Annotated in this window: 22 protein-coding genes and 1 tRNA gene; 10 read left to right on the top strand and 13 right to left on the bottom strand. The window is 38.1% G+C overall.

Annotation, left to right across the window (positions count from 1 at the left end; all coding sequences use genetic code 11):
• Window positions 1-18: 18 nt before the first annotated feature.
• Window positions 19-1257 (bottom strand): Zn-dependent hydrolase, encoded by a 1239-nt coding sequence (locus JHE06_RS09345; protein WP_201088599.1) that lies wholly within the window; start codon window positions 1255-1257, stop codon window positions 19-21.
• Between the two features lie 166 nt (window positions 1258-1423).
• Window positions 1424-2320 carry a DUF368 domain-containing protein gene (locus tag JHE06_RS09350; RefSeq protein ID WP_201088600.1) on the bottom strand — a complete coding sequence of 299 codons (897 nt, stop codon included), beginning with the start codon at window positions 2318-2320 and terminating at the stop codon, window positions 1424-1426.
• A 202-nt stretch (window positions 2321-2522) separates the two neighbouring features.
• Between JHE06_RS09350 and JHE06_RS09355 the strand changes: the two genes are divergently transcribed.
• The 3 genes from JHE06_RS09355 (at window position 2523) to JHE06_RS09365 (ending at window position 4598) form a co-directional block, all read left to right on the top strand.
• Entirely contained in the window at window positions 2523-3431 is a 909-nt protein-coding gene (locus tag JHE06_RS09355) for an osmoprotectant ABC transporter substrate-binding protein (protein ID WP_201088601.1), read from the top strand.
• Between the two features lie 319 nt (window positions 3432-3750).
• Window positions 3751-4011 (top strand): helix-turn-helix domain-containing protein, encoded by a 261-nt coding sequence (locus JHE06_RS09360; protein ID WP_236253496.1) that lies wholly within the window; start codon window positions 3751-3753, stop codon window positions 4009-4011.
• Window positions 4012-4301: 290 nt separating this feature from the next.
• Entirely contained in the window at window positions 4302-4598 is a 297-nt protein-coding gene (locus tag JHE06_RS09365) for an ABC transporter permease (RefSeq protein WP_201088602.1), read from the top strand.
• Window positions 4599-4724: 126 nt separating this feature from the next.
• Here the strand turns inward: JHE06_RS09365 and JHE06_RS09370 are convergent, their stop codons facing one another.
• Window positions 4725-5333 (bottom strand): YdhK family protein, encoded by a 609-nt coding sequence (locus tag JHE06_RS09370; RefSeq protein ID WP_201088603.1) that lies wholly within the window; start codon window positions 5331-5333, stop codon window positions 4725-4727.
• Window positions 5334-5443: 110 nt separating this feature from the next.
• The gene (locus JHE06_RS09375) at window positions 5444-6049 is read right to left on the bottom strand and encodes an MgtC/SapB family protein (RefSeq protein WP_236253497.1); all 606 of its coding nucleotides are present in this window, start codon (window positions 6047-6049) and stop codon (window positions 5444-5446) included.
• Between the two features lie 598 nt (window positions 6050-6647).
• Here JHE06_RS09375 and JHE06_RS09380 point away from each other — a divergent pair.
• The 3 genes from JHE06_RS09380 to JHE06_RS09390 are packed head-to-tail and all read left to right on the top strand — an operon-like array spanning window position 6648 to window position 10006.
• Window positions 6648-8111 carry an ABC transporter substrate-binding protein/permease gene (locus JHE06_RS09380; RefSeq protein WP_201088604.1) on the top strand — a complete coding sequence of 488 codons (1464 nt, stop codon included), beginning with the start codon at window positions 6648-6650 and terminating at the stop codon, window positions 8109-8111.
• The gene (locus JHE06_RS09385) at window positions 8104-8826 is read left to right on the top strand and encodes an amino acid ABC transporter ATP-binding protein (protein WP_201088605.1); all 723 of its coding nucleotides are present in this window, start codon (window positions 8104-8106) and stop codon (window positions 8824-8826) included. The genes JHE06_RS09380 and JHE06_RS09385 overlap by 8 nt, the downstream gene beginning before the upstream one ends.
• A gap of 31 nt (window positions 8827-8857) precedes the next feature.
• On the top strand, window positions 8858-10006 hold the full coding sequence (locus tag JHE06_RS09390) for a pyridoxal phosphate-dependent aminotransferase (RefSeq protein ID WP_201088606.1): 1149 nt from the start codon (window positions 8858-8860) through the stop codon (window positions 10004-10006).
• Window positions 10007-10123: 117 nt separating this feature from the next.
• On the opposite strand, the gene JHE06_RS09395 is transcribed toward JHE06_RS09390, so the two are convergent.
• Together JHE06_RS09395 and JHE06_RS09400 are read right to left on the bottom strand one after the other, a co-directional pair.
• Window positions 10124-10208, bottom strand: a tRNA-Leu gene (locus JHE06_RS09395).
• A 245-nt stretch (window positions 10209-10453) separates the two neighbouring features.
• Window positions 10454-11863, bottom strand: coding sequence for an ISLre2 family transposase (locus JHE06_RS09400; protein ID WP_201088607.1), 1410 nt, complete (start codon window positions 11861-11863; stop codon window positions 10454-10456).
• 301 nt (window positions 11864-12164) lie between these two features.
• On the opposite strand from JHE06_RS09400, the gene JHE06_RS09405 reads away from it, so the two are divergent.
• Window positions 12165-14438 (top strand): ATP-binding cassette domain-containing protein, encoded by a 2274-nt coding sequence (locus JHE06_RS09405; RefSeq protein WP_035032096.1) that lies wholly within the window; start codon window positions 12165-12167, stop codon window positions 14436-14438.
• Between the two features lie 89 nt (window positions 14439-14527).
• Here JHE06_RS09405 and JHE06_RS09410 read toward each other — a convergent pair whose 3' ends face one another.
• The 7 genes from JHE06_RS09410 to JHE06_RS09440 all read right to left on the bottom strand — a co-directional run bounded on the left by JHE06_RS09410 (window position 14528) and on the right by JHE06_RS09440 (window position 23604).
• Window positions 14528-15949, bottom strand: a complete 1422-nt coding sequence (locus tag JHE06_RS09410) for a glycosyl hydrolase family 28-related protein (RefSeq protein WP_035032092.1) — start codon at window positions 15947-15949, stop codon at window positions 14528-14530.
• Window positions 15950-16063: 114 nt separating this feature from the next.
• Window positions 16064-16522 carry a SprT family protein gene (locus JHE06_RS09415; protein ID WP_201088608.1) on the bottom strand — a complete coding sequence of 153 codons (459 nt, stop codon included), beginning with the start codon at window positions 16520-16522 and terminating at the stop codon, window positions 16064-16066.
• Window positions 16523-16688: 166 nt separating this feature from the next.
• Window positions 16689-18872, bottom strand: coding sequence for a Tex family protein (locus JHE06_RS09420; RefSeq protein WP_201088609.1), 2184 nt, complete (start codon window positions 18870-18872; stop codon window positions 16689-16691).
• Between the two features lie 536 nt (window positions 18873-19408).
• Window positions 19409-20239 (bottom strand): metallophosphoesterase, encoded by an 831-nt coding sequence (locus JHE06_RS09425; protein ID WP_201088610.1) that lies wholly within the window; start codon window positions 20237-20239, stop codon window positions 19409-19411.
• 103 nt (window positions 20240-20342) lie between these two features.
• Window positions 20343-21860, bottom strand: a complete 1518-nt coding sequence (locus JHE06_RS09430) for an ABC transporter permease/substrate-binding protein (protein ID WP_201088611.1) — start codon at window positions 21858-21860, stop codon at window positions 20343-20345.
• The gene (locus tag JHE06_RS09435; protein ID WP_201088612.1) at window positions 21857-22831 is read right to left on the bottom strand and encodes an ABC transporter ATP-binding protein; all 975 of its coding nucleotides are present in this window, start codon (window positions 22829-22831) and stop codon (window positions 21857-21859) included. Before JHE06_RS09435 ends, JHE06_RS09430 begins: the two co-directional genes overlap by 4 nt.
• Before the next feature lie 38 nt (window positions 22832-22869).
• Window positions 22870-23604 carry a metallophosphoesterase gene (locus JHE06_RS09440; protein ID WP_201088613.1) on the bottom strand — a complete coding sequence of 245 codons (735 nt, stop codon included), beginning with the start codon at window positions 23602-23604 and terminating at the stop codon, window positions 22870-22872.
• A 244-nt stretch (window positions 23605-23848) separates the two neighbouring features.
• On the opposite strand from JHE06_RS09440, the gene JHE06_RS09445 reads away from it, so the two are divergent.
• The 3 genes from JHE06_RS09445 to JHE06_RS09455 are packed head-to-tail and all read left to right on the top strand — an operon-like array spanning window position 23849 to window position 26656.
• Window positions 23849-24709 (top strand): efflux RND transporter periplasmic adaptor subunit, encoded by an 861-nt coding sequence (locus tag JHE06_RS09445; RefSeq protein ID WP_201088614.1) that lies wholly within the window; start codon window positions 23849-23851, stop codon window positions 24707-24709.
• Between the two features lie 15 nt (window positions 24710-24724).
• On the top strand, window positions 24725-25414 hold the full coding sequence (locus JHE06_RS09450; RefSeq protein WP_201088615.1) for an ABC transporter ATP-binding protein: 690 nt from the start codon (window positions 24725-24727) through the stop codon (window positions 25412-25414).
• Window positions 25415-25429: 15 nt separating this feature from the next.
• Window positions 25430-26656, top strand: coding sequence for an ABC transporter permease (locus JHE06_RS09455; RefSeq protein WP_201088616.1), 1227 nt, complete (start codon window positions 25430-25432; stop codon window positions 26654-26656).
• The last annotated feature ends 54 nt before the right edge of the window (window positions 26657-26710 follow it).

Raw genomic sequence — 26710 nt, forward strand, 5'->3', positions numbered from 1 at the left:
GGGCTTTCTAGGGTGTTTTTAAATTTCCGCTTCTGTCAACTGTTTAACTGTTTCATAGACCACTTCAATACCTTTTTGTACTTGTTCATAATCGGTCCACTCTTCAGGTGTATGACTTAAACCGTCTTTACTTGGAACAAATACTAATCCAACTTCTGTAAACCCGGCAAAAACCATAGCATCGTGTCCAGCACCACTAACCATCGACCGTGATTTTAATCCTAATGCCTCCGAATTGGCCGTTAATTGCTGGTGAATTTTTCCAGACAATTGAACCGGCTGTTGATACAACATCTCTTCGATTTCAGCCGTTATCCCCATGGGAGTTTTTGTTTGAATGATGGTTCTAACTTGTTGGTCAACGGCTTGAACACACGCTTCTGATTTAGAGCGGATGTCTACAGTGAATACAACAATATTCGGAATCACATTTGCACCGTTCGGGTAAACCGTTAATTTGCCAACTGTCAGTACAGTAGCTTCTTCAGCCTCTATTGCTAACTGGGGCAAATCTGCTAGTATCTGAACCGCTGCAGCCAACGCATCTCGTCTAGCATCCATTGGTGTCGTTCCAGCATGTCCTGCTCGCCCAGTGATGGTGACTTTAAGTTCCGTCATTCCGACGATCGTCTCTACGATCCCTACATCTTCACCAGCATCTTCTAAAACAGGCCCTTGCTCAATATGCAATTCAATGAACGCTTTAACATCTTTGCCTGTCCGTCTTGCTTCGGGTAATTGATTGCCGTTAAAGCCTAATGCAAGCATGGCTTCATTCACTGAAACTCCAGAAGCGTCTTTCATACTGATCAAACTTTCTGCTGAAACTTGACCGGCAAGCATTCGGGAACCTAATAAACCAGACCCAAAACGGGAACCTTCTTCTTCAACCATTGCTATAATTTCCAATGGATAGACCGGTTGTAGTTGATTTTCTTGGAATAAAGCCGCAACTTCCAATCCGGTCACAACACCAGCTGGACCATCAAATGCACCGCCATTGGGTACGCTATCAAAATGCGAACCGACAATAACCGCTGGCAAAGATGCATCTTTCCCTTCCAACCGACCATAAATATTGCCAACCGCATCTTCCCGAACTTTTAAACCCACTTGTTTCATCTGTTCTTTCAGATAGGTTCTAGCTAATTGATCTTCAGGACTATACGTTAACCGCGTGGTCCCTGTTCCCGGTGTTGCAGTAAACAAACTTAAATCTTCGAGAAATGTTTTGATTCTGTTTTGATTGCTTTGCATTGTAGACCTCCTCTTTTTTTGAACGAAATTCTTTTATGTTTGGATAAACCGTTCTTTTTCTTTTAACTTTAACATAAAAAAGATTTTGAGAAGACTGTTAGCCAGAAAAAAAGCAGAGCCAATGTGTCATATCATTGGTTCTGCTGTATTAAATGAATGTTTTTGTTTAACGAGCTTCTTTTTTGCTTAATTGGTAAATTCCGTAAAAACAAACAACCAATAGCACTATACCCACCAAAGCAAACGGTAATGCATCGGAACCCTGTAAATCATTCAGTGCATGTGTATTGTACAAGATAGCAAATGGCGAAGCCAATACCAAACCTAGAATTCCGCTATACGTTAACGCGCTATAGTTTTCAAATAAAAACTCTATCGCTTTACTGATCAAAAATATCCCAATCAAAACACCTATTCCGAAAATAAACAGAACAATGAAACTCGGCAGAATCAAATCCATATTACCTGTCCGTAAAGCCGTTAAGAAACTTGTGATTGTATTGATGATCGAATAGTAATAACCTAAGACCATCAAAACTAACGAGCCGCTCATCCCTGGTACCACCATCGTTGCAGATGCAATGATCCCTATAACAAATAATTTGAGCAAACTTAAAGGATTTAATTGAATGGCTGTAAAAGAAGCTTCCGACCCTTGCAGTAATGGCAGGACTGTAACTACCGCAAACATAAGAACAAAAGCCAAACCGTGGGTAAGTGAGAAGGTTTGATTGTGCTTTTTTAGACCTTCTTGAAACGATTGCCATAAAATCGGAACGCCGCCTAAAATCAATCCTACAAAAGCTAAAGCGGTCGGCAACGTATAGGTACTCAATAAAAATTCAATTGTATAGGTAAACGCAACAACTCCAATTCCTGCTCCTGCTAAAATCGGAAGCAAGGTTTTCAAACTATCTTTCCAATCTTTAAATAAATGACTGATCGAGGAAATCAGACGATCATAAATGCCTAATGAAACGGCCATCGTTCCTCCACTTACACCTGGAATAATATTAGCTACTCCAATAACCATACCTTTTAACAAATCTACTAAATGCTTCATTCTCATCCTCTTTCTCTTTAAACTTTATGCTAATTACCATCATAACAGAAGTGACCTATAAGTGGAATGTCATAGGTAGCAACTATTTTTTTATCTTTCAGGCTAAAAATGGTATACTTAAAAGGTTGGAAAGAATAGAGCTTGTCTAAGAAGCTGTAAAGTCATAATATTTTGTTAAGAATTTTTGGGAGGAGTTTAAACTATGAAACTAAAAATCGTTGGTTTGTTTGTCTTAATTTTGTTTGTGTTGAGTGGCTGTTCCTTACCAGGTCTTGGTTCAGGTAAAGACAGTATCAAAGTAGCAGGTGGTGTTACATCAGAATCTCAAATCCTAGCAAGTATTGTAGGCGGTATGATCGAGCATGATTTAGACCTGCCCGTTGAAATCGTCAGCAATTTGGGTTCTGCTAATATCAATCACAATGCTTTATTACGCGGTGATGTCGATATTGCTGCTCCGCGGTATACTGGAACGGATGTGACCGGGCTGCTTCAACTTCCTGCTGAAAAGGATCCTGAAAAAGCTATGGCATTAGTTCAAAAAGAGTTCTATGAACGTTACCATCATGTGTACTTTCCATCTTATGGATTTGCTAACAACTTCGTTTTTATGGTCACTAAAGAAACCGCTGAAAAGTATGATTTAACGACTATAAGTGATTTAGAAGCTGTCGCAGGCGACTTAGAAGCAGCTGTCGACGCCACATGGCTGAAACGAGAAGCAGATGGTTACCCTGCATTCATTAAAGAGTACGGCTTTGACTTTAAACGCGTTTATCCGATGCAAATAGGATTGGTTTATGATGCTCTGGCTGCTGGCGAGATGGACGTTGTTTTAGGATATTCCACAGATGGGCGAATCGGCAGTTACGATTTGCAGATTCTTGAAGATGATCACCAGTTCTTCCCCTCTTATGATGCCAGCCTAGTTGCTACAGAAGAGATTTTAAACAAATATCCCGGACTAAAAGCTACATTATCGAAATTAACTGGAAAGATCACAACAGAAACTATGCAGAATTTGAATTATCAAGCAGACAACAACTTAACGGAACCTTCTATTGTTGCAGAAAACTTTTTAATAGAAAATAATTATTTCGAAGAAAATTAGTTAGAAAGCAAACTGAATAGCTTCGTTTTAAAGGGAGTGAGACTAAAAGCGTTTAGACCCGAATCTTCTACTTCGCATACCGTATCCCTAAGCAGCTAAAGCTGCAAGGGCTAATGAAACTGGAACGAATAAGCGCAGTATGGTCACAGACCATACTGCGCTTATTCGTGAAGTGGACGTCTGGTCTGCTTTTTGGAACACGTTCTAGAATAAATATTCGTAAATGCAAGAGGTTGGGACTTTTGTCCCAACCTCTTGCATTTACGATTCTTAATAGAGTAGGATGTAAGAGATGAATCATTAATTACAATTAAAGCGGTTGACACAAACGATGGATTCTTTTATTGAATTGTTCAAACAGAAAGTAAGCAATAATAAAAAAATGACTTTAAAACAACAGCAAATTTTAAAAGTCAGTATCGATCTCTTTTCACAAAAAGGATTTGCTAATACATCTACGAATGAAATCGCCAAACAAGCTAATGTGGCTGAAGGTACGATTTTCAAGCATTTTGGAAATAAAGAAATTTTTGTTGTACGCAACGGTTATTCCTTTAATGATGACCGACGTTTTACCTGAAATGATCAAAAAAGCAGAAGCTGAACAACCTAATTTAAAAGAACTCAGTTTCAAAGATTTTATACATTACATCGTTTACGACCGATTGCAAGTAGTCGATCAACACTATAAAATGACAAAAATTTTCTTTACCAAGCTCATCTATCATGAAGACATGCGGAAAAAATGCTGGCGTTGGTACCGAATAATACCTTGACCTCGCTTTTCAACATATTGGATCATTACAAAAAAATGGGCAAATCGAAGATTGGCCGAATCCTGTTACCTTCCGTTTTATTATGTCTTCTATTATGGATTATATTTCTGAAAAAGACATCTCTCCTCAAACAAAATCGGAAGATCACTTTTCTGAATCATTTGTGATTGGCTTATTCAGTGGAGCAATTGGTGTTAGTATCGCTGCTCTATTGGCTTTAGTAACCAACATTGCCACCAATAACTTATTCGATGTCAGTATTGTTACATTGCCACCTACGTTTGCTATTGCTGGAATTGTTTTAAGTATCGTGATCAGTATGATTGCCGGTGTCATGCCAGCTACTAAGGCTGCGAAATTAGATCCAGTTGAATCGTTAAGACGAGACTAACTAAACGAAGTAAATTAAAAAAACAATTAACTATAATTTTCTATAAAAAAACCATTCTTGATGGAGCTCAGTATTCTCTGAACCCTATCGGAATGGTTTTTTCTTTTCGTTTAATTTATTGAAACCTTATTTTTCCGAAAGTTCGCTTTCTGTCACCCATTTATGATTCTTGACTTCTTTTCCGCCGTTTTTCGGCATATAATCGATCATATAAACTGTCGTTTGTTCTGCGTCTTCAATAGTTGCTGTTGCGCCTTTCATGCCCTCCATATGATTCGCTTCCAACTCTACTTCAGTGCCAGGTTCCAACATTTCTTGACCTGCATCCGCAATTTCTTCTTGGACGACCCATTTATGGTTTTCTACTCTTTCGCCTCCATTGGTCGGAGTATAAGTGACTTCATAGGCTGTTGTGTCAAATGCACCTACAATCGTTGCTTCAGCGTCTTTCATACCGGCCATATGCGTTGTTTCAATAATCGCTTTATCGCCTACTTTATATTTAGGGTTTTCTGCTTCTTTTAGTCCATCTGGAATTTCTCCTGAATCTTCATGTTCCATGCTCTCCATACTTTCCATATCAGCATCACTCATTTCACTAGAAACTGAAGGTATGATGGAATCGATACTTGATTCGCTGCTAGAATTTTCATTATTGTCTCCGGATGAACAAGCAGATAAAACGGTTAGAGTAGTCAAAGTGACCAACCCCATTAAAAATTTTCTTTTTTTCATTACACTCTTCCTTTCTATTCACGTCCTATTCAACAGAATTAAACGCTTACAGTTGCTTTTTAAACTATGCTCAGTTTATCGATGTTCCGGTTTTCTGTCAAAAGATTGGCTTACTCGCCTACAGTAAAATCAGCTTTTTCTACGATCACATGAGGAATAGCTTGTATTTCTTCCAACAAAACCGTTCCGTCTCGCGTACTGTTAGATCGCACTTCAAAAGTCGCAGAATATACTTTTTCATCTCCAGTCATTTTATCCGACACTTCATATTTTTGAAGATATTTGTGCTTTTTTCGAAGCAGCTGGATGACTTCTTGCAACGCCTCTTTTTCGGTTGTCGAAACGACAAAAGCAGTAGTTTTTGTGCCAATTTGTTTGAAAATGATTGTGGTCAATTCAAAACCGATAAGCATTAAAATAGTCGCACTGATTCCTACAAAGTACAAACCTCCGCCTACTGTCAAACCAATTCCAGCTGTTGTCCATATTCCGGCTGCGCTTGTCAGTCCTTTGATCGTGTGTTTTTGAATAATGATCATCCCAGCTCCAATAAAACCGATTCCGCTTACTACTTGAGTTGCAACCCTAGCCGGATCCAGCTCATACCCAGCTAAATCAATCACATCATTAAAGCCATGTTGAGAAATAATCATTATTAATGCGCTTCCTAATGAAACTAAAAAATGTGTTCTTATACCGGCTTCTTTTGCGCGCAACTCACGATTGATTCCAATAGCTCCCCGAGAACACTGGCTAATATTAATCTCAGGAAAAAAATTTTATTCATCTGCATCGCTTCCTCACATCTTTTTTCTCTTTAACGTTAAATCCCTTTATCATCGGTTTTTGCTATTATATATCCCATTGTAAAGGATATTGGTAAATTTAGGCTTTTTTTGCTTTGTCCAATAATAATGGGATGTGAGTGATTAATCTCCTGTCAGCCTAATGGTAAGTGCTGAAAGGTTTTTCTTTCTTGATTATTCGTCTATTTTTTTCATAGTTGCTGCCTTTATTCAGCTGTTTTTTAGCCTTTAATTTCTTTTAAGCTTCTAGTAATGAGTCTTTCTAAATAATAACTTTTTTAAAATGAATATTTTAATGAATATTATATTTTGTGTTTTTTTAGTTCAACCAAACAAAAAAACCTAACAATGCATAAATAAAAACATTATTAAGATATTTAACTCATCAATACAATCGTTCTAATTGTATTTAACCATGCATAAATAATGTTTATTAAGAATAAATATTGCATATTATTACACTTTCATTTATAGTATGAAACAAGATAAAAAAGGGAGCGAAAGATAAATGAAAAATAAAAAAAACACCTTAGTTGCTATCCTGTTTTCTGTTATGACACTACTATTAACTTTAGTACCTCTCACATCCGTTTCTGCAGCGGATACTGATCCAGTCTACGAAAAAATTCAAGAACGAGGTTCGTTGATTGTTGGTTTATCTGCCGATTATGCTCCTTATGAATTTCATGCTACCGTAGATGGGCAAGATAAAATCGCTGGCTTCGATATTTCAATTGCCCAAAAGATCGCTGATGATTTAGGCGTAGAATTAAAAATTGAAGAATTAGGATTCGATGGTTTGTTAGGGGCTATGGAAACTGGCAAAATCGATATTATTATTTCAGGAATGTCGCCAACACCTGAACGATTAAAAGAAGTTAACTTCTCTGACGCCTATATGGATGTACAGCAAAGAGTTGTCGTTCGGAAAACCGATATAGATCGCTTTACAAGTGTCGATGATTTCAACGGTGTTAAAGTAGGTGCACAAAAACAATCCACACAAGAAGAATTAGCTCATAGCGAACTAATCGGTTCAACTGTTGTCTCACTTCAAAAAGTACCTGACGTTATCGTTAACCTGCAACAAAAGAAAGTTGATGCGATTATTTTAGAAGGACCTGTTGCGGAAGCTTATATTTCTCAAAATAATGATATTATGTTTGCCGATGTCCAATTTGAGGATGCGGATAAACAAACAGCTGTCGCCATTTCTAAAGAAGCACCTTATTTATTAGAAAAAATCAATTCAACCATCAAAGTCATTCGTGACGAAAATCTTTTACCAGGTTATATTGAAGAAGCTGCGACTCATATGGGAGACGATCGTCCATTCTTCCAGAAATACGGTTCGTATTACCTTAAAGGAACCGGTTATACAGTAGTCTTAGCCTTCATCGGGGTACTTTTCGGTTCCATAATCGGCAGTGCGCTGGCTTTAATGAAATTATCGAAGAAGCTTCCCTTAAAAGCTATTTCCGTTGCTTATATTGAATACGTTCGTGGCACACCGCTTTTAGTTCAAATCTTCTTAGTTTACTTTGGTTCGCCATTTCTAGGTCTAGATCTTTCAGCATTCACTGCTGGTTGTATCGCGATTGCTTTAAATAGCGGTGCCTATGTGGCCGAAATTATCCGTTCTGGAATCAATGCTGTGGACAAAGGCCAACTAGAAGCTGCTCGTTCTCTAGGCATGAACCATACACAAGCCATGCGCTATATTATTTTTCCACAAGCCATTAAAAATATTTTACCTGCGTTAGGAAATGAATTTGTCTCTGTTATCAAAGAATCTTCTGTTGTTTCTGTCATTGGAGTATCTGAATTAATGTTCCAAGCAGGTGTGGTAACCGGTGCTAGTTTCAAGCCCTTCTTACCTATTTTGATTGCTTCGGTCATTTATTTCATTTTGACTTTTACTTTATCTCGTCTATTAGGTTTTGCTGAAAGGGGCATGAATACTAGTGATTAATATTAAAAACTTAAAGAAAAATTTTGGTAAAAATGAAGTATTAAAAGGCATTGATTTAGAAGTCAAAACTGGTGAAGTCGTTGTTATCATTGGCCCTTCTGGCAGCGGGAAAAGTACTTTCCTCCGTTGTTTAAATTTATTAGAGCAGCCAACTGAGGGCAGCGTTGAATTTGAAGGTAAAAATCTGTTAGAAAAGAATGCCGACATCAATGAATTGCGTCAAAAAATGGGAATGGTTTTCCAAAGCTTCAACTTATTTCCACATAAAACGATTGTAGAAAATTTAACCATCAGTCCACTTAAAGTTAAAGGGCAAAATCCTGAAGAAGCCAAAAAAAATGCTTTAGAATTATTGAATAAAGTTGGCCTAAGCGATAAAAGCGACAGCTTTCCTGTCCAATTATCTGGTGGTCAGCAGCAACGGGTAGCGATTGCTCGTGCGCTTGCGATGGGACCTGACGTCATGTTGTTTGATGAACCGACTTCAGCGTTGGATCCAGAAATGGTTGGCGAAGTATTAGCTGTAATGAAGAACTTAGCTGAAGGCGGTATGACTATGGTCGTTGTTACGCATGAAATGGGCTTTGCCCGTGAAGTAGCTGACCGAGTGATTTTTATGGATGACGGAATGATTGTTGAGCAAGGAAAACCAAAAGATATTTTTTCTAATCCGCAGCATGCCCGAACACAGGATTTTCTAAGCAAAGTACTATAAAGCAGAAGCAAATCGAAAAGGAGTTTTAAAAGTGGATAAAACATATACAGCCTTAGCTCACCAGTTTCCTGATGAAAACATTCTGATGGAAATTGCGACACTCGCAAGTGAAACAGAAAACCTCATTGATCTATCGATCGGTGATCCAGATTTAATCACCGATGAAGCTATCATTGATGCTGCCTTCGAAGCAGCAAAACAAGGACATACGAAGTATACGGCTTCTGGCGGCAGCCAAGACTTTTTACAAGCAGTGATTGATTTTTATGAAAAACATTACCAATTAACGTTCAAACCGAATCAAGTTCGGGCTACAGTCGGCGCACTTCATGGTATGTATTTGACGTTGAAAACTATTTTAAATCCTGGTGATGAAGTCATTATTCACGAGCCTTACTTCTCTCCTTACAAGGATCAAGTAATTTTTTCTGGTGGGATTCCAGTCTTCATGCCAACTTATGAAAAAGATGGTTTTCAAATTGATATCGAACTTTTAAAATCTGCTATTACAGATAAAACCAAAGCTATCATCATCAATTCGCCAAATAATCCAACGGGCGCCGTTTTTAGTCCGGAACTCTTCAAACAAATTGCTGACTTGGCTATCGAACACAATTTTTATATTTTATCTGATGAAGTGTATGAAGCTTTTACTTTTTATAATGATTTTGTCCCTATGGCAACATTCGCGCCTGAACATACAGTTACCTTCAGCAGTTTTTCAAAAGCATTTGCGATGACAGGTTGGCGAATTGGGTATATGATTGCCCCAGACTATTTAAATGAAGCCGCCAAACTTATCAACGAAAGCATTACTTACTCGGCACCAACTCTCTCTCAACGTGCTGGAATTTATGCTTTAGACCATGCAGATGAATTGGTGCCTAAAGTGACCTCTGTTTTCCAAGAACGTCTTGAATATATTGCTGAGCGTGTCGCTGAAATTTCGTTTTTGTCATTGCATCCAGTTAAAGGCAGTATGTATGCTTTTATTAATATTTCAAAAACCAGTTTGGATTCTGTTGCTTTTACAGAAAAATTATTAAAAGAAACTCAAGTCCTCGTGATTCCTGGCAAAGCTTTTGGCGAATCTGGCGATCAATATATTCGACTTGCAGCAACACAAAATCTTGTATTATTGAAAGAAGCTTTTGATCGAATCGAAAAATTAAACTTTTAATAAAATAAGAGTCCTGCATTTCTCTCTTCACAAAGAAACAGGTACTTTTCTCCCTTTTAATAAAAGAGAAAAAAGTACCTGTAAGGGTAAAACCCTATTAACTTGCTATTCTCAATATGCGGTCGGGGGGACTCGAACCCCCACCAAGAATTTCTCGACCAGCCCCTCAAGCTGGCGCGTCTACCAATTCCGCCACGACCGCTTAGTCTAACCCTTCTAAAACTCAGTTTATTTCTTATAGTCATAACTATACATTTACAAAAGTAATTTTGCAATAGGTACCGCAACATAGTTTGTGTCAAGTTTTTCTCGAGTGTCCTATTCCTTCACTAGTTTAGGCACTCTATTTTTGTACACCCATCAGCTACCGCACGGCTCCGCCGCTTGCTGGCCCATCTTTTGGAAGAACGTTCCTAAAACCAGGAACCTTCTCCCAAAAGACAGGAATTAACGAAAACTTTTAATTAATTGTCCTATTGCCGATGAACGAGAGGCATACAAGGGAATGGTCCCATTCTTTGCCCCGACTGACTGCCGTGTTTTCTCATGCAATAACGACGATAAACGAACCGTTTGGTTCAGCTTGCGCTGTTGTCTCGCACTTCTATTTTGTTGATGAAGGTAGGCTTCACGCAAGGTGTGATTGAACATCCCTTGTTTTACCTTTACCATAGCTTCGCAACCTTCTGCGCTCCAATGCATCCCACGCTTTTTCATGCGAAAAGAGATGTGTCGTTGATTCGATTCCATTGCGCCTAAACCTCTTGCATCCTCTGGTGCTTGTTCTACTTTTTCGCGCCAATCGAAAATCCGATCCCAATTCCGTAAGACATAGGTTCTAAATGTATTCAGTTTTTCCACTGCTGAAGTTTCGTCTAACGTACTTTCATACGTATCTAACCAAATAGTTAAATCATCTAAATCGTGTGTTTTTATCGCTTGCTTGACCTGTTGTTTAAAGACAGTCGTTTTCACACCAAATGCACGATTTAACCCTTGAAAGACATGATAAGAGTCTAGCTGATTGAAAACGGGATAATTCGATTGAGAAAAAGCTTCTTGGAATCTATCTGCAGTATAGCCTTGTCCACCGTCACTATTGGTAATGACTTGGGCTTGTTGTAAGGCATAATGATTCGCTGTAAAGGCTTGGACCTCTGCCCAAAAACCAGCGGTTTTTTTAGTCGTCATAATGGCTTTAGGTTCCTTTAAGGAAACGCGTTCTCCGTTTTTATTCCAGCCTTCGTAAAGAATGGCATGACGAACTTCTAAGCTTTTTTTCTTTTCTGTTCCACGAACAAAAACTCCATCAGCCTCGGCATAGAAATAGTCCACTTTTTTTCCTTCAGGCAATTCAGCTGCTTCTTCTAGCTCCAATACGCTTTCTTCATCTTCACGTGCTTGTGCTGATCCAACGCGTTTAAGAAGACTGCCAACTGTTTGGTGGCTGATCGTGACAGCCGTCCATTCATTTAGAATAGTTGCAGTATCTCGATAAGTAGCTTTACTCGCCAACTCAGCCACTTTTACTTCTACTAATGGACTATGACGCTGATATTTTCGAATGCCTAACCACTCATCTAGTGGATAATGATTCTGATCCGTGTGATCTACCATTAAGGTACGATAGTACCGAACGGGACCGAAAATAAATTGGACCGTTTTCCAATCTTCTCGTTTCACTTTCCAACCTTCAAGTTGTTTCTCCTCTTTGATCACCTGATTGATATGAGTGAAGACATCTCCTACTAATTCAGAAAATACTTCATACATATAAACTTGAATAGCTTCTTCTGTCTCTATTAAGTTACTTGAATCCTTTATTATTTGGTAAACCTTTGATATAATCTTATTCATAAGAAGGCCTCTTTCATTTATGTATTTGCCGGTCAAGCATACATTTATGATAGAACGCCTTCTTTCTTTTTGCTAGTAAAATTATTAACTCTCGAGAACTATTTTACACATACCGCAACATACAAAGCCAAAATAAGAGCAGATCTGATAAAAAGCAGTCCTCTTATTTAAGCTAATATTTTCCACCTTTATTCTATTTCTGTTAACCTTATAGGTGAAATTTGATTTGATACAACTTTTATAATGAAATAATTTAATATTCAACGAGATGATCAATAAAAAATATCAAGGAGGATATAATATGCCAAATAAAAAAGACGAAATTATATTAAAAGGACTTAAAGAAAATAATTTAAAAAATATTAATTTAACTATCCCCAAAAATTTAATCACTGTTTTTACAGGTCTGTCTGGTTCAGGAAAAAGCTCAGTGGCTTTTGATACGCTTGCAAGAGAAAGCAGAAGGCAGATGACTTTAAATTATCCTTTATATGTTAGAAATCAGATGCCAAGATACGAACGACCTCACGCGGATCTAATGCAAAATTTAAGTCCTGTTGTGGTAATACAACAACGATCTATAAGATCAAATTCTCATTCAACAGTCGGAACTTATATGGACATTGATCCGCTTATTCGGCTTTTATTTTCTAGAATTGGAGAACCTCAAATTGGAAGTGCTACGGATTTTTCCAGGCAAAGCACTTTCGGGAGATGTCCAACGTGTGACGGTTTTGGAGAAGTAGTAACCGCTGATTTAAGTAAGTTAGTTGATTTTGATAAGTCTCTTAGAGAATATGCTGTTCAATTTAAACCTTTATCACCTTCAGGTTGGCAAGGTCAATGGATGATGACTTGTGGTTTATTTGATCCGGATAAGCCTATTAAGAATTATTCAAAAGAAAATCAAGATTTATTTTTATATGGACCTCCTGGCGGCGGTACTATTTATGCACCATTCCATACTAAAGACGGTCCTCAAAATGCACAATGGGACGGACTGTTGCCTAGATTTACAAGACTTTATATTAATAGAGATGTTACAAAGCTAAAACAAGTGTCTCAAGCTGACGTTTTGGCAGTCTCTACACATTCTGTCTGTCCGCTTTGTGGCGGAACGGGACTAAATCCCAAAGTCTTAGACTCTAAAATTAATGGGTTCAACATTTTGGAATACTCTGATTTAGAAATGACAAAACTAATCAACGAGCTCAATCATATAACGGATTCTATTGGGAAATCTATTGCACAACAAGCTGTCTCTCCAATAGAACAACTGATAGAAATGGGTTTAGGGTATCTAAGCTTATCGAGAAAAATGGAGACGTTGTCAGGAGGCGAAGCTCAAAGAGTAAAGATTGCTCGACATTTAGGCAGCAGCTTAAATAATATGACTTATATTTTTGATGAACCTAGTGCTGGTTTGCATCCTGAAGAAGTCGGTATGCTAATCAGTATGCTAAATAGTATAAAAAATAAGCATAATACAGTCATTGTAATTGAACATGACTTATCCATTATAAAAGCTGCTGATGAAATCATTGAAATGGGACCAAGTGCAGGTATCAAAGGTGGAGAAGTTATTTATCAAGGCACTCCTCTTGGCTTAAAGAATAGCCAACGAGCTTCGACCTCTTTAGAAAAACAATTAGAAATTAATAAAAACCCTAGAAAAACAGACACCTTTTTTTCGCTTGATCATGTTACTAATAATAACTTAAAAGATGTGAGTGTACGCATTCCTAAAAACGTTTTGGTTTCCGTTTCGGGAGTGTCAGGTTCTGGCAAAAGTTCATTAATGTTAGAAGCATTTATGCAAAAGTATCCAGAAACAATCAGTGTAAACCAAAGCAGCATTGGAATATCCAGCCGTTCTACGCTTGCCACATATATGGGGATAATGGACGATATACGCGCTATTCTCGCGAAAGTTACTAACCAGCCAATTGGATTATTTAGTTTCAACTCTTTAGGCGCTTGTCCTGTATGTCATGGAAAAGGTGTTACTCAACCTGATGTAGCTTTTGCAGATCCGGTAACTGTCGTCTGTGAAGCTTGCGGCGGTACACGTTATTCAGATAAAGCACGCTCTTATCAGTATAAAGGAAAAAATATTGTTGAAATATTGGAACTTACCATTGACGAAGCTCTGTATTACTTTGAAAAAGAAAAAAACATAAAAAAAGTAAGCACACTAAAAGAGGTCGGCTTAAGTTATTTGACACTAGGTCAAACGACAAGTTCTTTAAGCGGCGGAGAGATTCAGCGACTTAAGCTTGCAAGTTATCTAAAAAAAGAAGGTCAAATTTATCTTTTAGACGAACCTTCACTAGGCTTGCATATGAAAGACAACGCGAAACTTTTAGAAGTTTTTCAAAATCTTGTAAATAAAGGAAACTCTGTGATTATTATTGAACATAATCTTGATTTTATAGCTAAAAGCGACTGGATTATTGAAATGGGACCTGAAGGCGGAAAAAAAGGCGGTTTTATTATTTTTGAAGGACTTCCTAAAGACTTATTGCTAGCTAATACATTGACTGCAAAATGGTTAAAAAAAGAGGTTAAAGAATAAGATCTGAACTTTACGATAAAAGCTGACCTTTCGTAAACTATCCCAAATACAGTAAACAGCACCACACAAAAAATATGTGATGCTGTTTTTTATTTATAGTTTATTTGAACATGAGAAGTTGTATCACTAACTCGAACTATTCGATTCCTTTTAGAGTAATTTTCCAATTGAATATTTTTGATTTTGACTTCTCCTGCTCGATATTGTATTGAAATAGCAATATGATTAGCATCATCAACTGGTTGTGCTTGCGCAAAAAAATGATTGATCGCTACTTTTTGATAAGCTGAAATAACGAGAGCTCTTGGTGATGATGCTGTATAAAGTTGCGTTTCTTGTGGATAATAAGCAGCTAGATAGGTCCCTCGTATTCCAAAAGCCGATCGAGACGCTTTATCTGTCAGACTATGGTGCCCAATATGTCTAAAGTTATACGACCGATTGTCATGATAAGAATAATGTCCAATAATTTGTGTATCCGAAGCAGCTGAACTTGTTTCATGAGCTTTGATTTCAATCCCTCCAAAACAATAAGCGGTAAGATTGTTGGTCAACGTCACGTGTTGGGATCCATCATCTACCTCAATGCCATTTGAATTGGATTGCCCTGTTTTGTGCGCACGGCCGGATGGATGATGTAAAAAGCTGTTTGAAATCAGAATATGATCACTGTGATGAGTTGTAATCCCATCATCACCGAAACCAGAAACTTCTACTTGATCGATCCAAACATAACGGCTGCCTAAACGAGCACGTTTGCCATCACCAAAATAATTATAAAAAGCTGAAGTAACATCGACGCCATGAAGTCCAGGGTTTTTAACAATGATATCCCGAACGAGAGCATACTGGACATGAGCTAGTGTAAGTCCGCTCGAACTTGTCCCACCTGAGGCACTTCTTTCCGCTTCAGAAAACCGTTGGATATTCCAATCTAAACACAGACCTTCTATCCTCAGAAAATGGTTGCCTTTTAAATAACTTAAATTGCTGACCAATCGTTCTCTTTTTGGCGCGGAATCAGCCAAAACCAAAGTAGTCGTTCCTGATCCGCTGCCAATCAATTCTGTATAAGAAGGAAGCTTAATCCCTCTTGTTCGATACGTTCCAGGTGGAATGATTACCCGACGCCTGCCAGATGAAATAGCTCGTTTAAAAGCTGCAGTACAATCTGTTTTCCCATCCCCAACTGCTCCATAATCCAAAACAGATACTGTTCTGACTTGCTGGCTTAAACGAGTCATTGCCTGGTCTAACTGGCTTTTCCAGATTGGGAAAACTTGACCAGCAGCATCGACCGTTACGGCCGGCTCTGTTGTAAAATCAGTTTTTTCTTTAGACCATATAAAGCTATTCAAATAACGGGCAGGCTTCTTTCTAATTTTATTTAACCCCTTTAACAGGTTAAATTGCTTTTCTGTTTCCTCGATCGCTACTTGCTTTTTAGCTACTTGAGAATAATCTGGAAACGTTGCACTTAATAATTCTTGAATGACGGTTGTTTGTTTCATACGGTCGTCCCCCATGCGGTAAATTTTGCTTATGCTTACTGCTATCAGCATAACAAATTTAGCTGTTTAACTGTTAATAACTCGTATCAGCTTTAGTCTCTTTTATTTTGAAGCTCATTCTGTCTGCCCTGAAAGAATGAGCTTCCCACGACATTTTCCGCAAACATATCGTTTTGTGTTAAAACGTCTTTGCCGATAGATAGCATTCTGACATGTTTGACATTGGTAAACCCAAAATTTTTTCGGTTGTTTCACGGGTGCTAATGATTGAACATAACGCGTTCCGTCTACTTTTTTCAGCAGCTGCTTAAAATCAACATCTTTGTGTTGGTAGCCTTTACCTGCTAAATGTAAGTGATAATGACATAATTCATGTTTTATCACTTTAATAAACTCTTCCATGCCGAAAGTTTCTAAGATCTTGAGGTTAAAATCCAAATTATGTGTTGCTAAGTGATACCTTCCTCCGGTTGTACGCAGACGGTTATTAAAAGTCGCTTGGTATTTAAATGGTTGTCCAAAATCGTTTATTGACGTTTCTTCTACTAATTTCTGCAATTCTTTTTGATTCAATTTTCCTATTCCTTCCTATACTATTCACTACTTCCAAAAGCTTTTTTCCTCCGTTAGACAAAAAGGAGGAGGATGAGACAAAAGTCTCATCCTCTTTCTGAACTATTTTTCTTAAACGTGCTCCAAAAAGCAAATTCCTTTTATTTTCCTTATGTGTTCTATTGCTTTAGTCTTGCTTTTTAGGCGGCAGCATTGTTAAAGAGATACGACCTTTATTGACATCAATGTCTTCTACCCAAACCGTCACCACATCACCGACAGCTACTACATTTGTCGGGTGTTGGACATAACCTTTGCTTAATTTTGAAATATGCACTAGCCCGTCTTGTTTCACGCCGATATCGACAAATGCACCAAAATCGACTACGTTCCGGACGGTTCCTTCTAATTCCATTCCCGCTTGCAAGTCTTCCATGCTTAGCACGTCTGTCCGTAACAAAGGAGCCGGCATTTCATCACGCAAATCACGCCCTGGTGTGGATAAGGCTTGCAGCATATCTTTTAGTGTTTCCTTGCCTAATCCTGTTGCCTGCATCAATTCTGCTTGATCTAATTGTTCTAAAGCTTTTTTAGCTTTCATACTGCCGACGTCTTTTAACGTTACACCGGCTAATTCTAGAATCTCTTTAGCTTCTTTATACGTTTCGGGGTGAATTCCAGTATTATCCAATACATTTTTTCCATCAACGATTCGCATAAACCCAACCGATTGTTCATACGCTTTTGGTCCTAAGCGCGGCACTTTCTTTAATTGTGCTCGGCTCTCAAAACGCCCATTTTCTTCACGATAAGCAATAACGTTATTGGCAGTTGTCTTATTTAAACCGGCCACATGTTGCAGCAATTGTGCACTTGCAGTATTCACATTGACACCTACTTGGTTAACCGCTGTTTCGACAACAAAATCCAACCGTTCTTCTAAACGTTTTTGTGACACATCGTGTTGATATTGGCCAACACCGACCGATTTAGGATCGATTTTCACCAATTCGGCTAAAGGATCTTGTAAACGACGGGCGATGCTGACAGCACTTCTTTGTTCCACTTGCAGATCTGGAAATTCTTGACGAGCAACCGGACTAGCTGAGTAAACAGAGGCTCCTGCTTCGTTGACAATAACATAGAAAACTTGTCGATCGATTTCTTTTAAATTATCAGTAACAAACGTTTCAGATTCTCGACTAGCGGTGCCATTTCCGATTGCCACCATTTCTACATCAAATTGTTCGACTAATTGTTTAAATTTAACGGCTGCTTGATTTCGAGCTTCGTTGCCAGCTGGTTTATGCGGATAGATTACATCAATATCGATAACTTTTCCAGTAGGATCGATAACAGCTAATTTACAGCCTGTCCGATAAGCCGGATCTAATCCCAATACCATTTTACCTTTTAACGGCGGTTGCAACAATAAGTTGCGCAAATTCTCGCCAAAAATATTAATCGCTTGTTCATCAGCTTGTTCCGTCAACTCAGACCGAATTTCACGTTCGATCGACGGCCCAATAAACCGTTTATAACTGTCTTCAATAGCTGCTGTCACATATGGGGCAGCAGGCGACTTTTCCTCTTTAATCATCTCCTTAACTATATACTTAAGGATGCTAGGCTCGTCAACTAACAAGGCTACTTTTAAAATTCCTTCTTTTTCACCGCGGTTGATGGCCAATATTCGATGTGAAACCAATTTATTAACCGGCTCATTGTAATCATAGTACATTTCAAAAATGCCTTTTTCATCTTTTTCTTGTTTTTTAACCGTTGTTGTTATTGTGCCATTTTTAGCTGTGTAATCACGGATCCAAGTCCGGTAACGCGGTTCATCACTGATTCTCTCAGCAATAATTTCATGAGCCCCTGCCAAAGCAGCTTCAACTGAAGCTACGTTTTTTTCTGCGTCTATATACTTGGCTGCTTCTGCTGTCACATCACCCATTGAAAAAGTCAGCAACCAATCTGCTAATGGTTCCAAGCCGCTTTCTTTGGCAATCGTTGCTTTCGTCCGGCGCTTTTGCTTGAATGGACGATATAAGTCTTCCACTAATTGCATTTTATCTGCTTTTTCAATAGCTTGTTTTAATTCTGCAGTTAATTTTCCTTGTTCTTCAATTGTCCGGATAACATCGCTTTTGCGTTTTTCCAGAGTTTGTAAATACGTATACCGTTCTTCGATTTCACGGATTTGTACTTCATCTAATGTGCCTGTCATTTCTTTTCGGTAACGGGCAATAAAAGGCACTGTATTGCCTTCTGCTAATAAGTTTAAAACAGTAGTTAATTGTTTGGTAGAGTACGTTTTTAATTCTTTTTTTAATAAATCTAAAACTATTTTTTCAGCTGTTTCAGTCATTCAGTTCTTCCTCTCTCGTTCCATCTTACCCGTCTTATTTTAGCATATATCTTTTTGTTTCACAAAAGCACCTTTAGAACTATGTTGAAACAATTGAATTTTTTTAGCCTTGCTGAGAATAAGTAAATTAACATTGTATCACCTAAGTACATACGCGTGCTGCTTGAAATCTTTGATGAATTAGAAAATAAAAAGACTGAATGATAACGCTTTAATAATCCGAATCGACTAACACTTGAAAACCTCTTTATTTCTTAAGAGGAGCTTTTTTCCTAGTTCTTCTAGTTCTTTTGTTCGCTAGACCGCCTCTAACTGACACTTCACCCTTTATTAACTGAGAAACAAAATGAACGTGCTATAAAACATTTAATCTTTCCTAATTTTTCTATCCTTTTTTAGAGAATTCTCCAAGCTGTTCCATACGTTCTAGAAAATATTCTTTCAAGATACTTACTCGTTTTCTCAAAAAAACTCTTTTTAACTGCTTTTGATGCATGTATCCCTCTAAAAAAACAACGATTAAACTATCGTTGTTTTTAGTCCGGCAAATTGAAAGTAAACATGGCATTTAGAATTTCTGATTCTGTGCTTTTCGTCGGCCAATGTTTTTTACCGCCTAAACAAGCACAAATAAATTGAACATGGTCTGCAAAAAAAGTTTTTCGGAAATGAACATGTCCCATAACACTGTAAACAATGTTAGGATACTCTTCATACAGCTTGCCATAAGAAGAACTGCCTAAAAAAGCATTGAAATAATCATAGATTTTATGCGGTAAAGTTACAACAAATTTAGGGTGTGTCACTACATGAGTCATTAAAATAACGTTTCGATCTCCGACTTTTTCCAGATCTTCTTCCATTTTTTCCAACATCCATTGAGCTACTGCTTGGTCTGATTCGTCCCAGTCACAGTACCGTTTGTCTTGCCAAGTACCTACACGCAATTTCATTTTTTGAAAATCCAGGTCATCGTATTGGTTTGTATCTGCAAACCCATAATCATACCAGCCTGAATTGCCCACTACAGCCCATTGATCGTTAATAATATAAGGCCGCTCTAAAATGCTTTCCGGCTGGCTTTTAAAATAATCATAAATTTTTTTCGTATCGGTTTCTCCATTGTTCCTAGACCAATAATCGTGATTGCCAGGTACAAACAATATCGGAATACCGCTTAATTGCCCAAGTTCATCTAAAAAAGCTTGCGACACGCGGTAATCGCTGCTAATATCTCCACCTATTAAGAAAAGATCGATTTGCTGTTTTTTTATCTGATTATTCAACAAAGTCGCAAATGTCTCATTCTCGGGTAAATGCTTCCCGTTTGTATCGATATGCAAATCTGATAATACACCAATTTTCATTGTCTTGCCCCATTTCTTTACCTAACTGCTTCATTTACAGTAACTTTTTAAGCCGCAAAAATCAATAAAGTATTCTAATTCGTCATTAGAATACTTTACAGATTTATTTTTTTATTAATTGTTGTTCTATTAAGAACTGATGCGCGACTGCTTGCGGATTCGCATTGTTTACATTGACTTCATAGTTCATCTGGCGCATTTCTTCATCTGTGATTTTTTCGCCTAATTGATTTAACACGTTTTCCAGCTCAGGGTGTTTTTCCAACGTTTTAGTCAACAATAAAGGTGCCCCTTGATAAGGTGGAAACAACCCTTTGTCGTCTTCTAGAACCGTTAAATCATATTGAGCCAATTCACTGTCAGTCGAATATGCATCAACCATATTGATATCTCCCGTTTTAATCGCTGAGTAACGCAATTTAGGTTCCATTGTCTGTAAATTATCAAATGTTATCCCATATAAATCTTGAATTCCTAAATAACCATCTTTGCGATCTGCGAATTCAAGTGTAAATCCTACTTTAAGCTGATCTGTAACAGCTTGAAGATCTGATATTTTTTTCAACTGATATTGTTCGGCCAGCTCTGGTGTAACTGCTAAAGCATAAGTATTATTAAACGCCATTGGCTCCAATAATGACATGTTATATTGTTGAGCTAGTCCTTGACGAGCTTGTTCAACGACTTCTTGTTCATCTGTCGATTTTGCTTCTTCATTTAAAAAGGTAGCTAAAATCGTACCGCTGTACTCTGTATAAATATCGATATCTCCTGATTCTAAAGCATTAAAAACAAAAGTCGTTTTCCCCATATTCGGTTTTAATTGAACGGATAAATCTGTTTGATCTTCAATCAGCTCTTTGTACATATTCATGATGATTTCAGGCTCTGCTCCTAATTTGCCTGCAATCACAATCTCTTTATCTTTACCACTGATCAAAGGTACAATCATCAGTACCAGCATAACGACTGTCACTGACCCCAGAACTTGAATGGTTCGCTTAAAAGAAACTTTTTCAAAATAACTCAATACATAATCAAAGCCAACTGCTAAAATGGCTGCTGGAATAGCTCCCATTAAAATCAATTGATTATTTCCTCGATCGATTCCCAGTAGAATCAAACTCCCTAATCCGCCGGCACCGATCAAAGCAGCAATCGTTCCCGTTCCAATAATTAAAACCATTGCGTTCCTGATCCCCGCCATAATGATGGGCATCGCAATCGGAATTTGAACTTTTAACAGTTTCCGCTTGCGATCCATTCCCATGGCATCAGCTGCTTCATCTAATGACGGGTCAATTTCTGTCAACCCGGTATATGTGTTGCGCAAAATCGGCAATAAAGCATAAATGACTAAAGCAACGACAGCCGGCACCTTGCCGATCCCGACTAATGGAATCAGTAAGCCGAGCAAAGCTAAGGAAGGAATAGTTTGAAAAATAGCTGTGATTTGAATGATTGGACCTGCAGCTTTTTTATGCTGAGCTAAATAAATAGCTAAAGGAATCGCAATCAGCACCGCAATCAATAGTGAAATAAAAGATAACTGGATATGTTCGATCAAAGCTGTCCCTAATGCCCCTTTTCGTTCTTGGAAGGTCGTTATCCATGCGTTCATTCTGTTACACCTCCAGCAGTAATATTTGCTGCTAAGTAAGCCAACAGTTGTTTACGTGTCAATTTTCCAATAATGTGGTTTTGAGCATCTTGGATAAAAACAACTTCCTCTTTTGATAAGGTCGTAATTAATTGGTCAACTGTATCTGTTGCCTTTAGCAATTCCCCAGTATTTTCCCCCTCCGCAACCGGCTGTGTATAGCCAGCTGTCACTAACTGTTGGATAGATTGTGATTCAACTACTTCGATATTGCCTGACTTTAAGAAGTCTTTGACAAATGCGGTTTTAGGATGTGTGCGAATCTCATCAGGTGTACCGACTTGAACGATTTCCCCATCATTCATTAAGCAGATTCTGTCGCCTAATGCCATTGCTTCTTGCATATCATGCGTTACAAAGACAATTGTTTTTTGTAATTTTTTATGCAGTTCCACAACGTCTTTTTGCAAGTTATGACGGCTAATTGGATCCAGCGCACTAAAAGGTTCATCCATCAAGATAATATCCGGATCAGCTGCGAGCGCCCGCACTACTCCTATCCGCTGCTGTTCTCCGCCTGATAATTCACTGGTTCTGCGATGGCGGTAACTTTCAGCATCTAACCCTACGCTTTCAAGCAATTCAGTTACACGTTCTTGCATGTTGTCTTTAGGCATCTTTTTCATTTCAGGTACGACAGTAATGTTTTCTTCCACCGTCATATTGGGAAATAAAGCGATTTGCTGTAAGACATACCCCATGTTCCAGCGCAATTCTTGAATGTTGTAATCACTAATGGGTTTTCCGTCGACGAAAATATAACCGGTGGTTAAGGTAATCAGTCGATTGATCATTTTTAATGTTGTGGTTTTTCCGCTTCCGCTTGGCCCGATCAAAACAAAAAATTCACCGTCTCTTATTTCCAAATTCAAATTGGATACCACTGGTTTGCCGGGAATATATTCTTTTGTCACCTCTTTAAATTCAATCATTTTTATGCACCTGCTCTATCTTTATTTTTCGAAATTAATCAAACGCGTCCATCCCAAACATATCCTTGATTTACTAGCTTGTAGTCTTGCAGTAATTTTTCCGAGTCAAAAACTACGCCGTGCAAGGCTCCACCATAAACGGCACCGCCATCAATCCCGATTTTATTATCTTGTATCCATAAATCAGTTGTTTTATTGTCTCCGTAAAGAGCAGGAGTAAGTGTATGGCCAAAAACAATTGTCTTTCCTGTCTTATTCTTCATCGTATGAAACGGCTCGCGAATCCAAACGAAATCTCTTGGGTTTGTCTTTTTCCAATCTTTCTTAGATAAATCTACACCTGCATGCACAAACACAAAATCTCCCCATTCAAAATACAACGGTAAGTTTTTTAACCGTTCTTTTAAAGTAGGGTAATGACTGATCATCAGCATAGCAACTTCAGTCGGAGAGTACTCATCATTTAACCCAGGATGCAAAAAGGTTTCTAAAGTCTGCATGCCGCCATTTAGTAGATACAAATCGTAATTATCTTCTGGATGTTCTAGAAAATCCAGAAGCATTTCTTCGTGATTGCCTTTCAGCCAAATCGCGCCTTTTTCTTCAACTAATTCATTAGCCAATACAAAACAAGCTTTTGGATTCTCTCCGCGGTCACCCAAGTCTCCAATCAATAGCAATTGCTGAGTAGCTTCATTCCAATGTGTCAGCATTTCTTGAAAAAGATTGATCTGTCCATGAACATCGCCAATTGCAAATAGTTCTTTTTTCATACTGATCTCCTCATTTCAGCTTTTTTATAGATGCATACTACTTTCTAACTTTCTTTAACTATACACTTTTTAGCAAAAAAACTGAATTATTTGCTCACGAACCAAAAGTATTCCTCTATTTTTACATCTAAGTTTTCCTGCTAGACGTTGCGTACTAAAACCGTTATACTGAATAAATGACATCATGTCATACTGATGATTCATCAGTTGGATTAAAACCAGATAAGAAAGGAAGATTTACCATATGAATACAAAAAAAGCAATTGGTATTCTGGCAGCCTTGATTGTAGTAGGTTTCATTGGCTACAGTATTTTCGGCACTTCTGCTAAAGAAGAAGCTATTTCAGTCAGAACCGGAAAAACAGCAAATGAGACAATCGTTGAAACTCTTTCAACTACAGGAACTTTAGAAGCTGAACAAACACAAGAAATCTTTGGGCAAGGTCTTGTTACTGAGGTCGATGTAGCTGTCGGAGATCAAGTAGAAGAAAACGATCGGCTAGTTCTTTATCAAGACGGAACAGCACAAACAGCTAATTTTGACGGAACTGTAACCAATGTCAACGTTGTCTCTGATGAAGCCGATTTAAGTGCACAGACCGGCGAAGCAGCTATTACATTAGCTGACTTAAGCGATTTAAAAGTAACTGTCCAATTAACTAAGTCTGATGCCCCATTAGTAAAAAAAGATCAAGCCGTTACCCTATCTAATGGTTCAGAAACTTATTCAGGAAAAGTAACCCATATTGATCCAGTCGCTACGACTATTATGAGTCAAACCGGAAATACCACTGCATTAGCTGCTACTATCGGATTCGATACCCCACCTAAGGATGTATTTGCCGGATTTGATATTGACTCTGAAATTACCACTAATACAGCTGAAAATGCTATCGCTTTGCCTATTGAAGCCTTGCTTTATAACGATAAAAACAAACCATTTGTCTACGTTATCGAAAAGGGAACAGCACGTGCACAATTGATCGACATTGGCATCCAATCTGATACCAAAGTTGAAGTGAAAGATGGCTTAACTGCCGATCAAACTGTCATCTTATCTCCTGATGAAAAAATCAAAGATGGCGTTTCAGTATCAGCAAAATAGAAAGGCGGCAAAGCGATGATTGAATTAAAAAATATCGTCAAAACGTATCAAACAGGAGATGAAAAACTTGTGGCGTTAGATAATATCTCCTTGACCATTGGAAAAAGCGAGTTTACTTCTATTATGGGCCCCAGCGGATCTGGAAAATCAACAATGATGAATATATTAGGTTTATTGGATCATTTTGATTCAGGAACTTATTTTTTAAACGGAGAGAATGTCAGCAACTTAAGTGATAATCAAGGCGCTCATGTCCGAAACAAAGAAATTGGTTTTGTTTTTCAATCCTTTAACTTAATGCCTCGAATGACGATCCTAGAAAATGTAGAATTGCCTATGGTTTATGCAGGTGTCCCCGCTAAAGAACGTAAACAGCGGGCTTTAAAAGCACTAGAACGTGTGGGGTTAAGTGATCGAGTAAAGCACAAACCAAACGAAATCTCAGGTGGTCAAAAACAGCGAGTAGCTATTGCCCGCGCTATTGTGAACGAACCTTCTGTTCTAATGGCAGATGAGCCTACCGGTAATTTAGATTCTAAGACGACTATTGATATATTGCGTATATTTCAAGAATTAAATGCTGATGGAACGACTATTGTAATGGTCACACACGAACCGGAAGTCGCCATTTATACTAAACGCATTGTGTCGTTTTTTGATGGAACTCTCCAAGATGATCGTCTCCAAAAGCCAAAAATGTTATAGAAAGGAGCCAGATCTTTGAATATTAAAGAAAATTTTAAAATGGCCATTGACAGTATTTTCGCAAATAAAATGCGTTCTTTCTTGACCATGCTGGGAATCATCATCGGGATCGCAGCCGTTATTGCTATCTTAGCTGTTGGTAATGGAGCTACTTCTGAAATCACTGGGACATTTGATGATTTAGGCGCTTCGACTATTTCTGTGTCATTGAGTGATGAAGCTTCTAGCAGCGATGCCTTTACGGATGAAGATCTTAAAGCTTTAAAAGCGTCCATTCCGGCTATCACCCATATTTCTCCTGACAAAACTATTCGTGCATCTGCAAAATCTGAATTTGAGACCCGTACTGCTCTAGCATTAAGCGGAACTCCTGATATGCAGTATACAAATCAAACAATGGATAGTACGTTGGTTTACGGGCGCTATTTCAATCAGACAGATTATCAAGATGCTAAAAATGTAGCCGTGGTCAGTGAAGATACCGCAAAAGCCTTGTTTAATGAACGGACAAATGTAGTCGGTGAAACGCTGCAACTCAGCGGAGAAGCCGGAAACAATTTACGCTTAATGATCGTTGGTGTTGTAAAAGGAACATTTGAAGATTTGCAAGGATCATTTGATCTTAGCCAAATGCCGATTTATTTAGCGGTACCTTTAACAACGATGGAGAAACTAAATCCAGAAGCCACTACAATGGATAGCTTAACTGTTCAAGTAACTGATAAAGAAGCTATCGGACCAGTTTCAACTCAAATCGTGCGTTTATTGGAAACACGTCATAATTCTTTAGGAAAAGATTATTATACTGCTACTAACTTTTTACAAGCTTTAGACCAAGTAAATTCTGTTTTAAGTTTGTTTGTTAATTTCATTGCTGCAGTTGCTGCAATCGCCTTATTAGTTGGCGGCATTGGAGTAATGAATATTATGTTAGTTTCCGTTACAGAACGTACCCGTGAAATCGGAACCCGTAAAGCGCTTGGTGCGACTACTGGAACCATTTTGATGCAATTCTTAATGGAATCGATTATTTTAAGTTTGATCGGTGGTATCATCGGACTGGTATTGGGTATTCTATTGGCAAATGGAGTAGCCGGAGCTTTAAATATTGTTCCAAATATCACGCTCACTTCGGTTGCTCTAGTCTTGCTTTTCTCTACTGCTGTAGGTGTATTTTTTGGCATCTACCCTGCACGAAAAGCTGCAAAATTGGATCCAATTGAAGCACTTAGATACGAATAAATAAAAACTAAAAAGCTGAAGTTCCTCTTTTAAAAGAGGAACTTCAGCTTTTTA

This window comes from Carnobacterium sp. CS13, assembly GCF_016653495.1.
GTDB classification, from domain to species: Bacteria; Bacillota; Bacilli; order Lactobacillales; family Carnobacteriaceae; genus Carnobacterium_A; species Carnobacterium_A antarcticum.

Excerpts from the sequence above, each read along its gene's own strand:
- JHE06_RS09405 (WP_035032096.1), top strand. The coding sequence starts at position 12,165 with ATGCCAAATAAAAAAGACGAAATTATATTAAAAGGACTTAAAGAAAAT.
- JHE06_RS09400 (WP_201088607.1), bottom strand. The coding sequence starts at position 11,863 with ATGAATAAGATTATATCAAAGGTTTACCAAATAATAAAGGATTCAAGT.
- JHE06_RS09350 (WP_201088600.1), bottom strand. The coding sequence starts at position 2,320 with ATGAAGCATTTAGTAGATTTGTTAAAAGGTATGGTTATTGGAGTAGCT.
- JHE06_RS09410 (WP_035032092.1), bottom strand. The coding sequence starts at position 15,949 with ATGAAACAAACAACCGTCATTCAAGAATTATTAAGTGCAACGTTTCCA.
- JHE06_RS09345 (WP_201088599.1), bottom strand. The coding sequence starts at position 1,257 with ATGCAAAGCAATCAAAACAGAATCAAAACATTTCTCGAAGATTTAAGT.
- JHE06_RS09450 (WP_201088615.1), top strand. The coding sequence starts at position 24,725 with ATGATTGAATTAAAAAATATCGTCAAAACGTATCAAACAGGAGATGAA.
- JHE06_RS09370 (WP_201088603.1), bottom strand. The coding sequence starts at position 5,333 with ATGAAAAAAAGAAAATTTTTAATGGGGTTGGTCACTTTGACTACTCTA.
- JHE06_RS09425 (WP_201088610.1), bottom strand. The coding sequence starts at position 20,239 with ATGAAAATTGGTGTATTATCAGATTTGCATATCGATACAAACGGGAAG.
- JHE06_RS09440 (WP_201088613.1), bottom strand. The coding sequence starts at position 23,604 with ATGAAAAAAGAACTATTTGCAATTGGCGATGTTCATGGACAGATCAAT.
- JHE06_RS09435 (WP_201088612.1), bottom strand. The coding sequence starts at position 22,831 with ATGATTGAATTTAAAGAGGTGACAAAAGAATATATTCCCGGCAAACCA.
- JHE06_RS09355 (WP_201088601.1), top strand. The coding sequence starts at position 2,523 with ATGAAACTAAAAATCGTTGGTTTGTTTGTCTTAATTTTGTTTGTGTTG.
- JHE06_RS09380 (WP_201088604.1), top strand. The coding sequence starts at position 6,648 with ATGAAAAATAAAAAAAACACCTTAGTTGCTATCCTGTTTTCTGTTATG.
- JHE06_RS09430 (WP_201088611.1), bottom strand. The coding sequence starts at position 21,860 with ATGAACGCATGGATAACGACCTTCCAAGAACGAAAAGGGGCATTAGGG.
- JHE06_RS09445 (WP_201088614.1), top strand. The coding sequence starts at position 23,849 with ATGAATACAAAAAAAGCAATTGGTATTCTGGCAGCCTTGATTGTAGTA.
- JHE06_RS09420 (WP_201088609.1), bottom strand. The coding sequence starts at position 18,872 with ATGACTGAAACAGCTGAAAAAATAGTTTTAGATTTATTAAAAAAAGAA.
- JHE06_RS09365 (WP_201088602.1), top strand. The coding sequence starts at position 4,302 with ATGGATTATATTTCTGAAAAAGACATCTCTCCTCAAACAAAATCGGAA.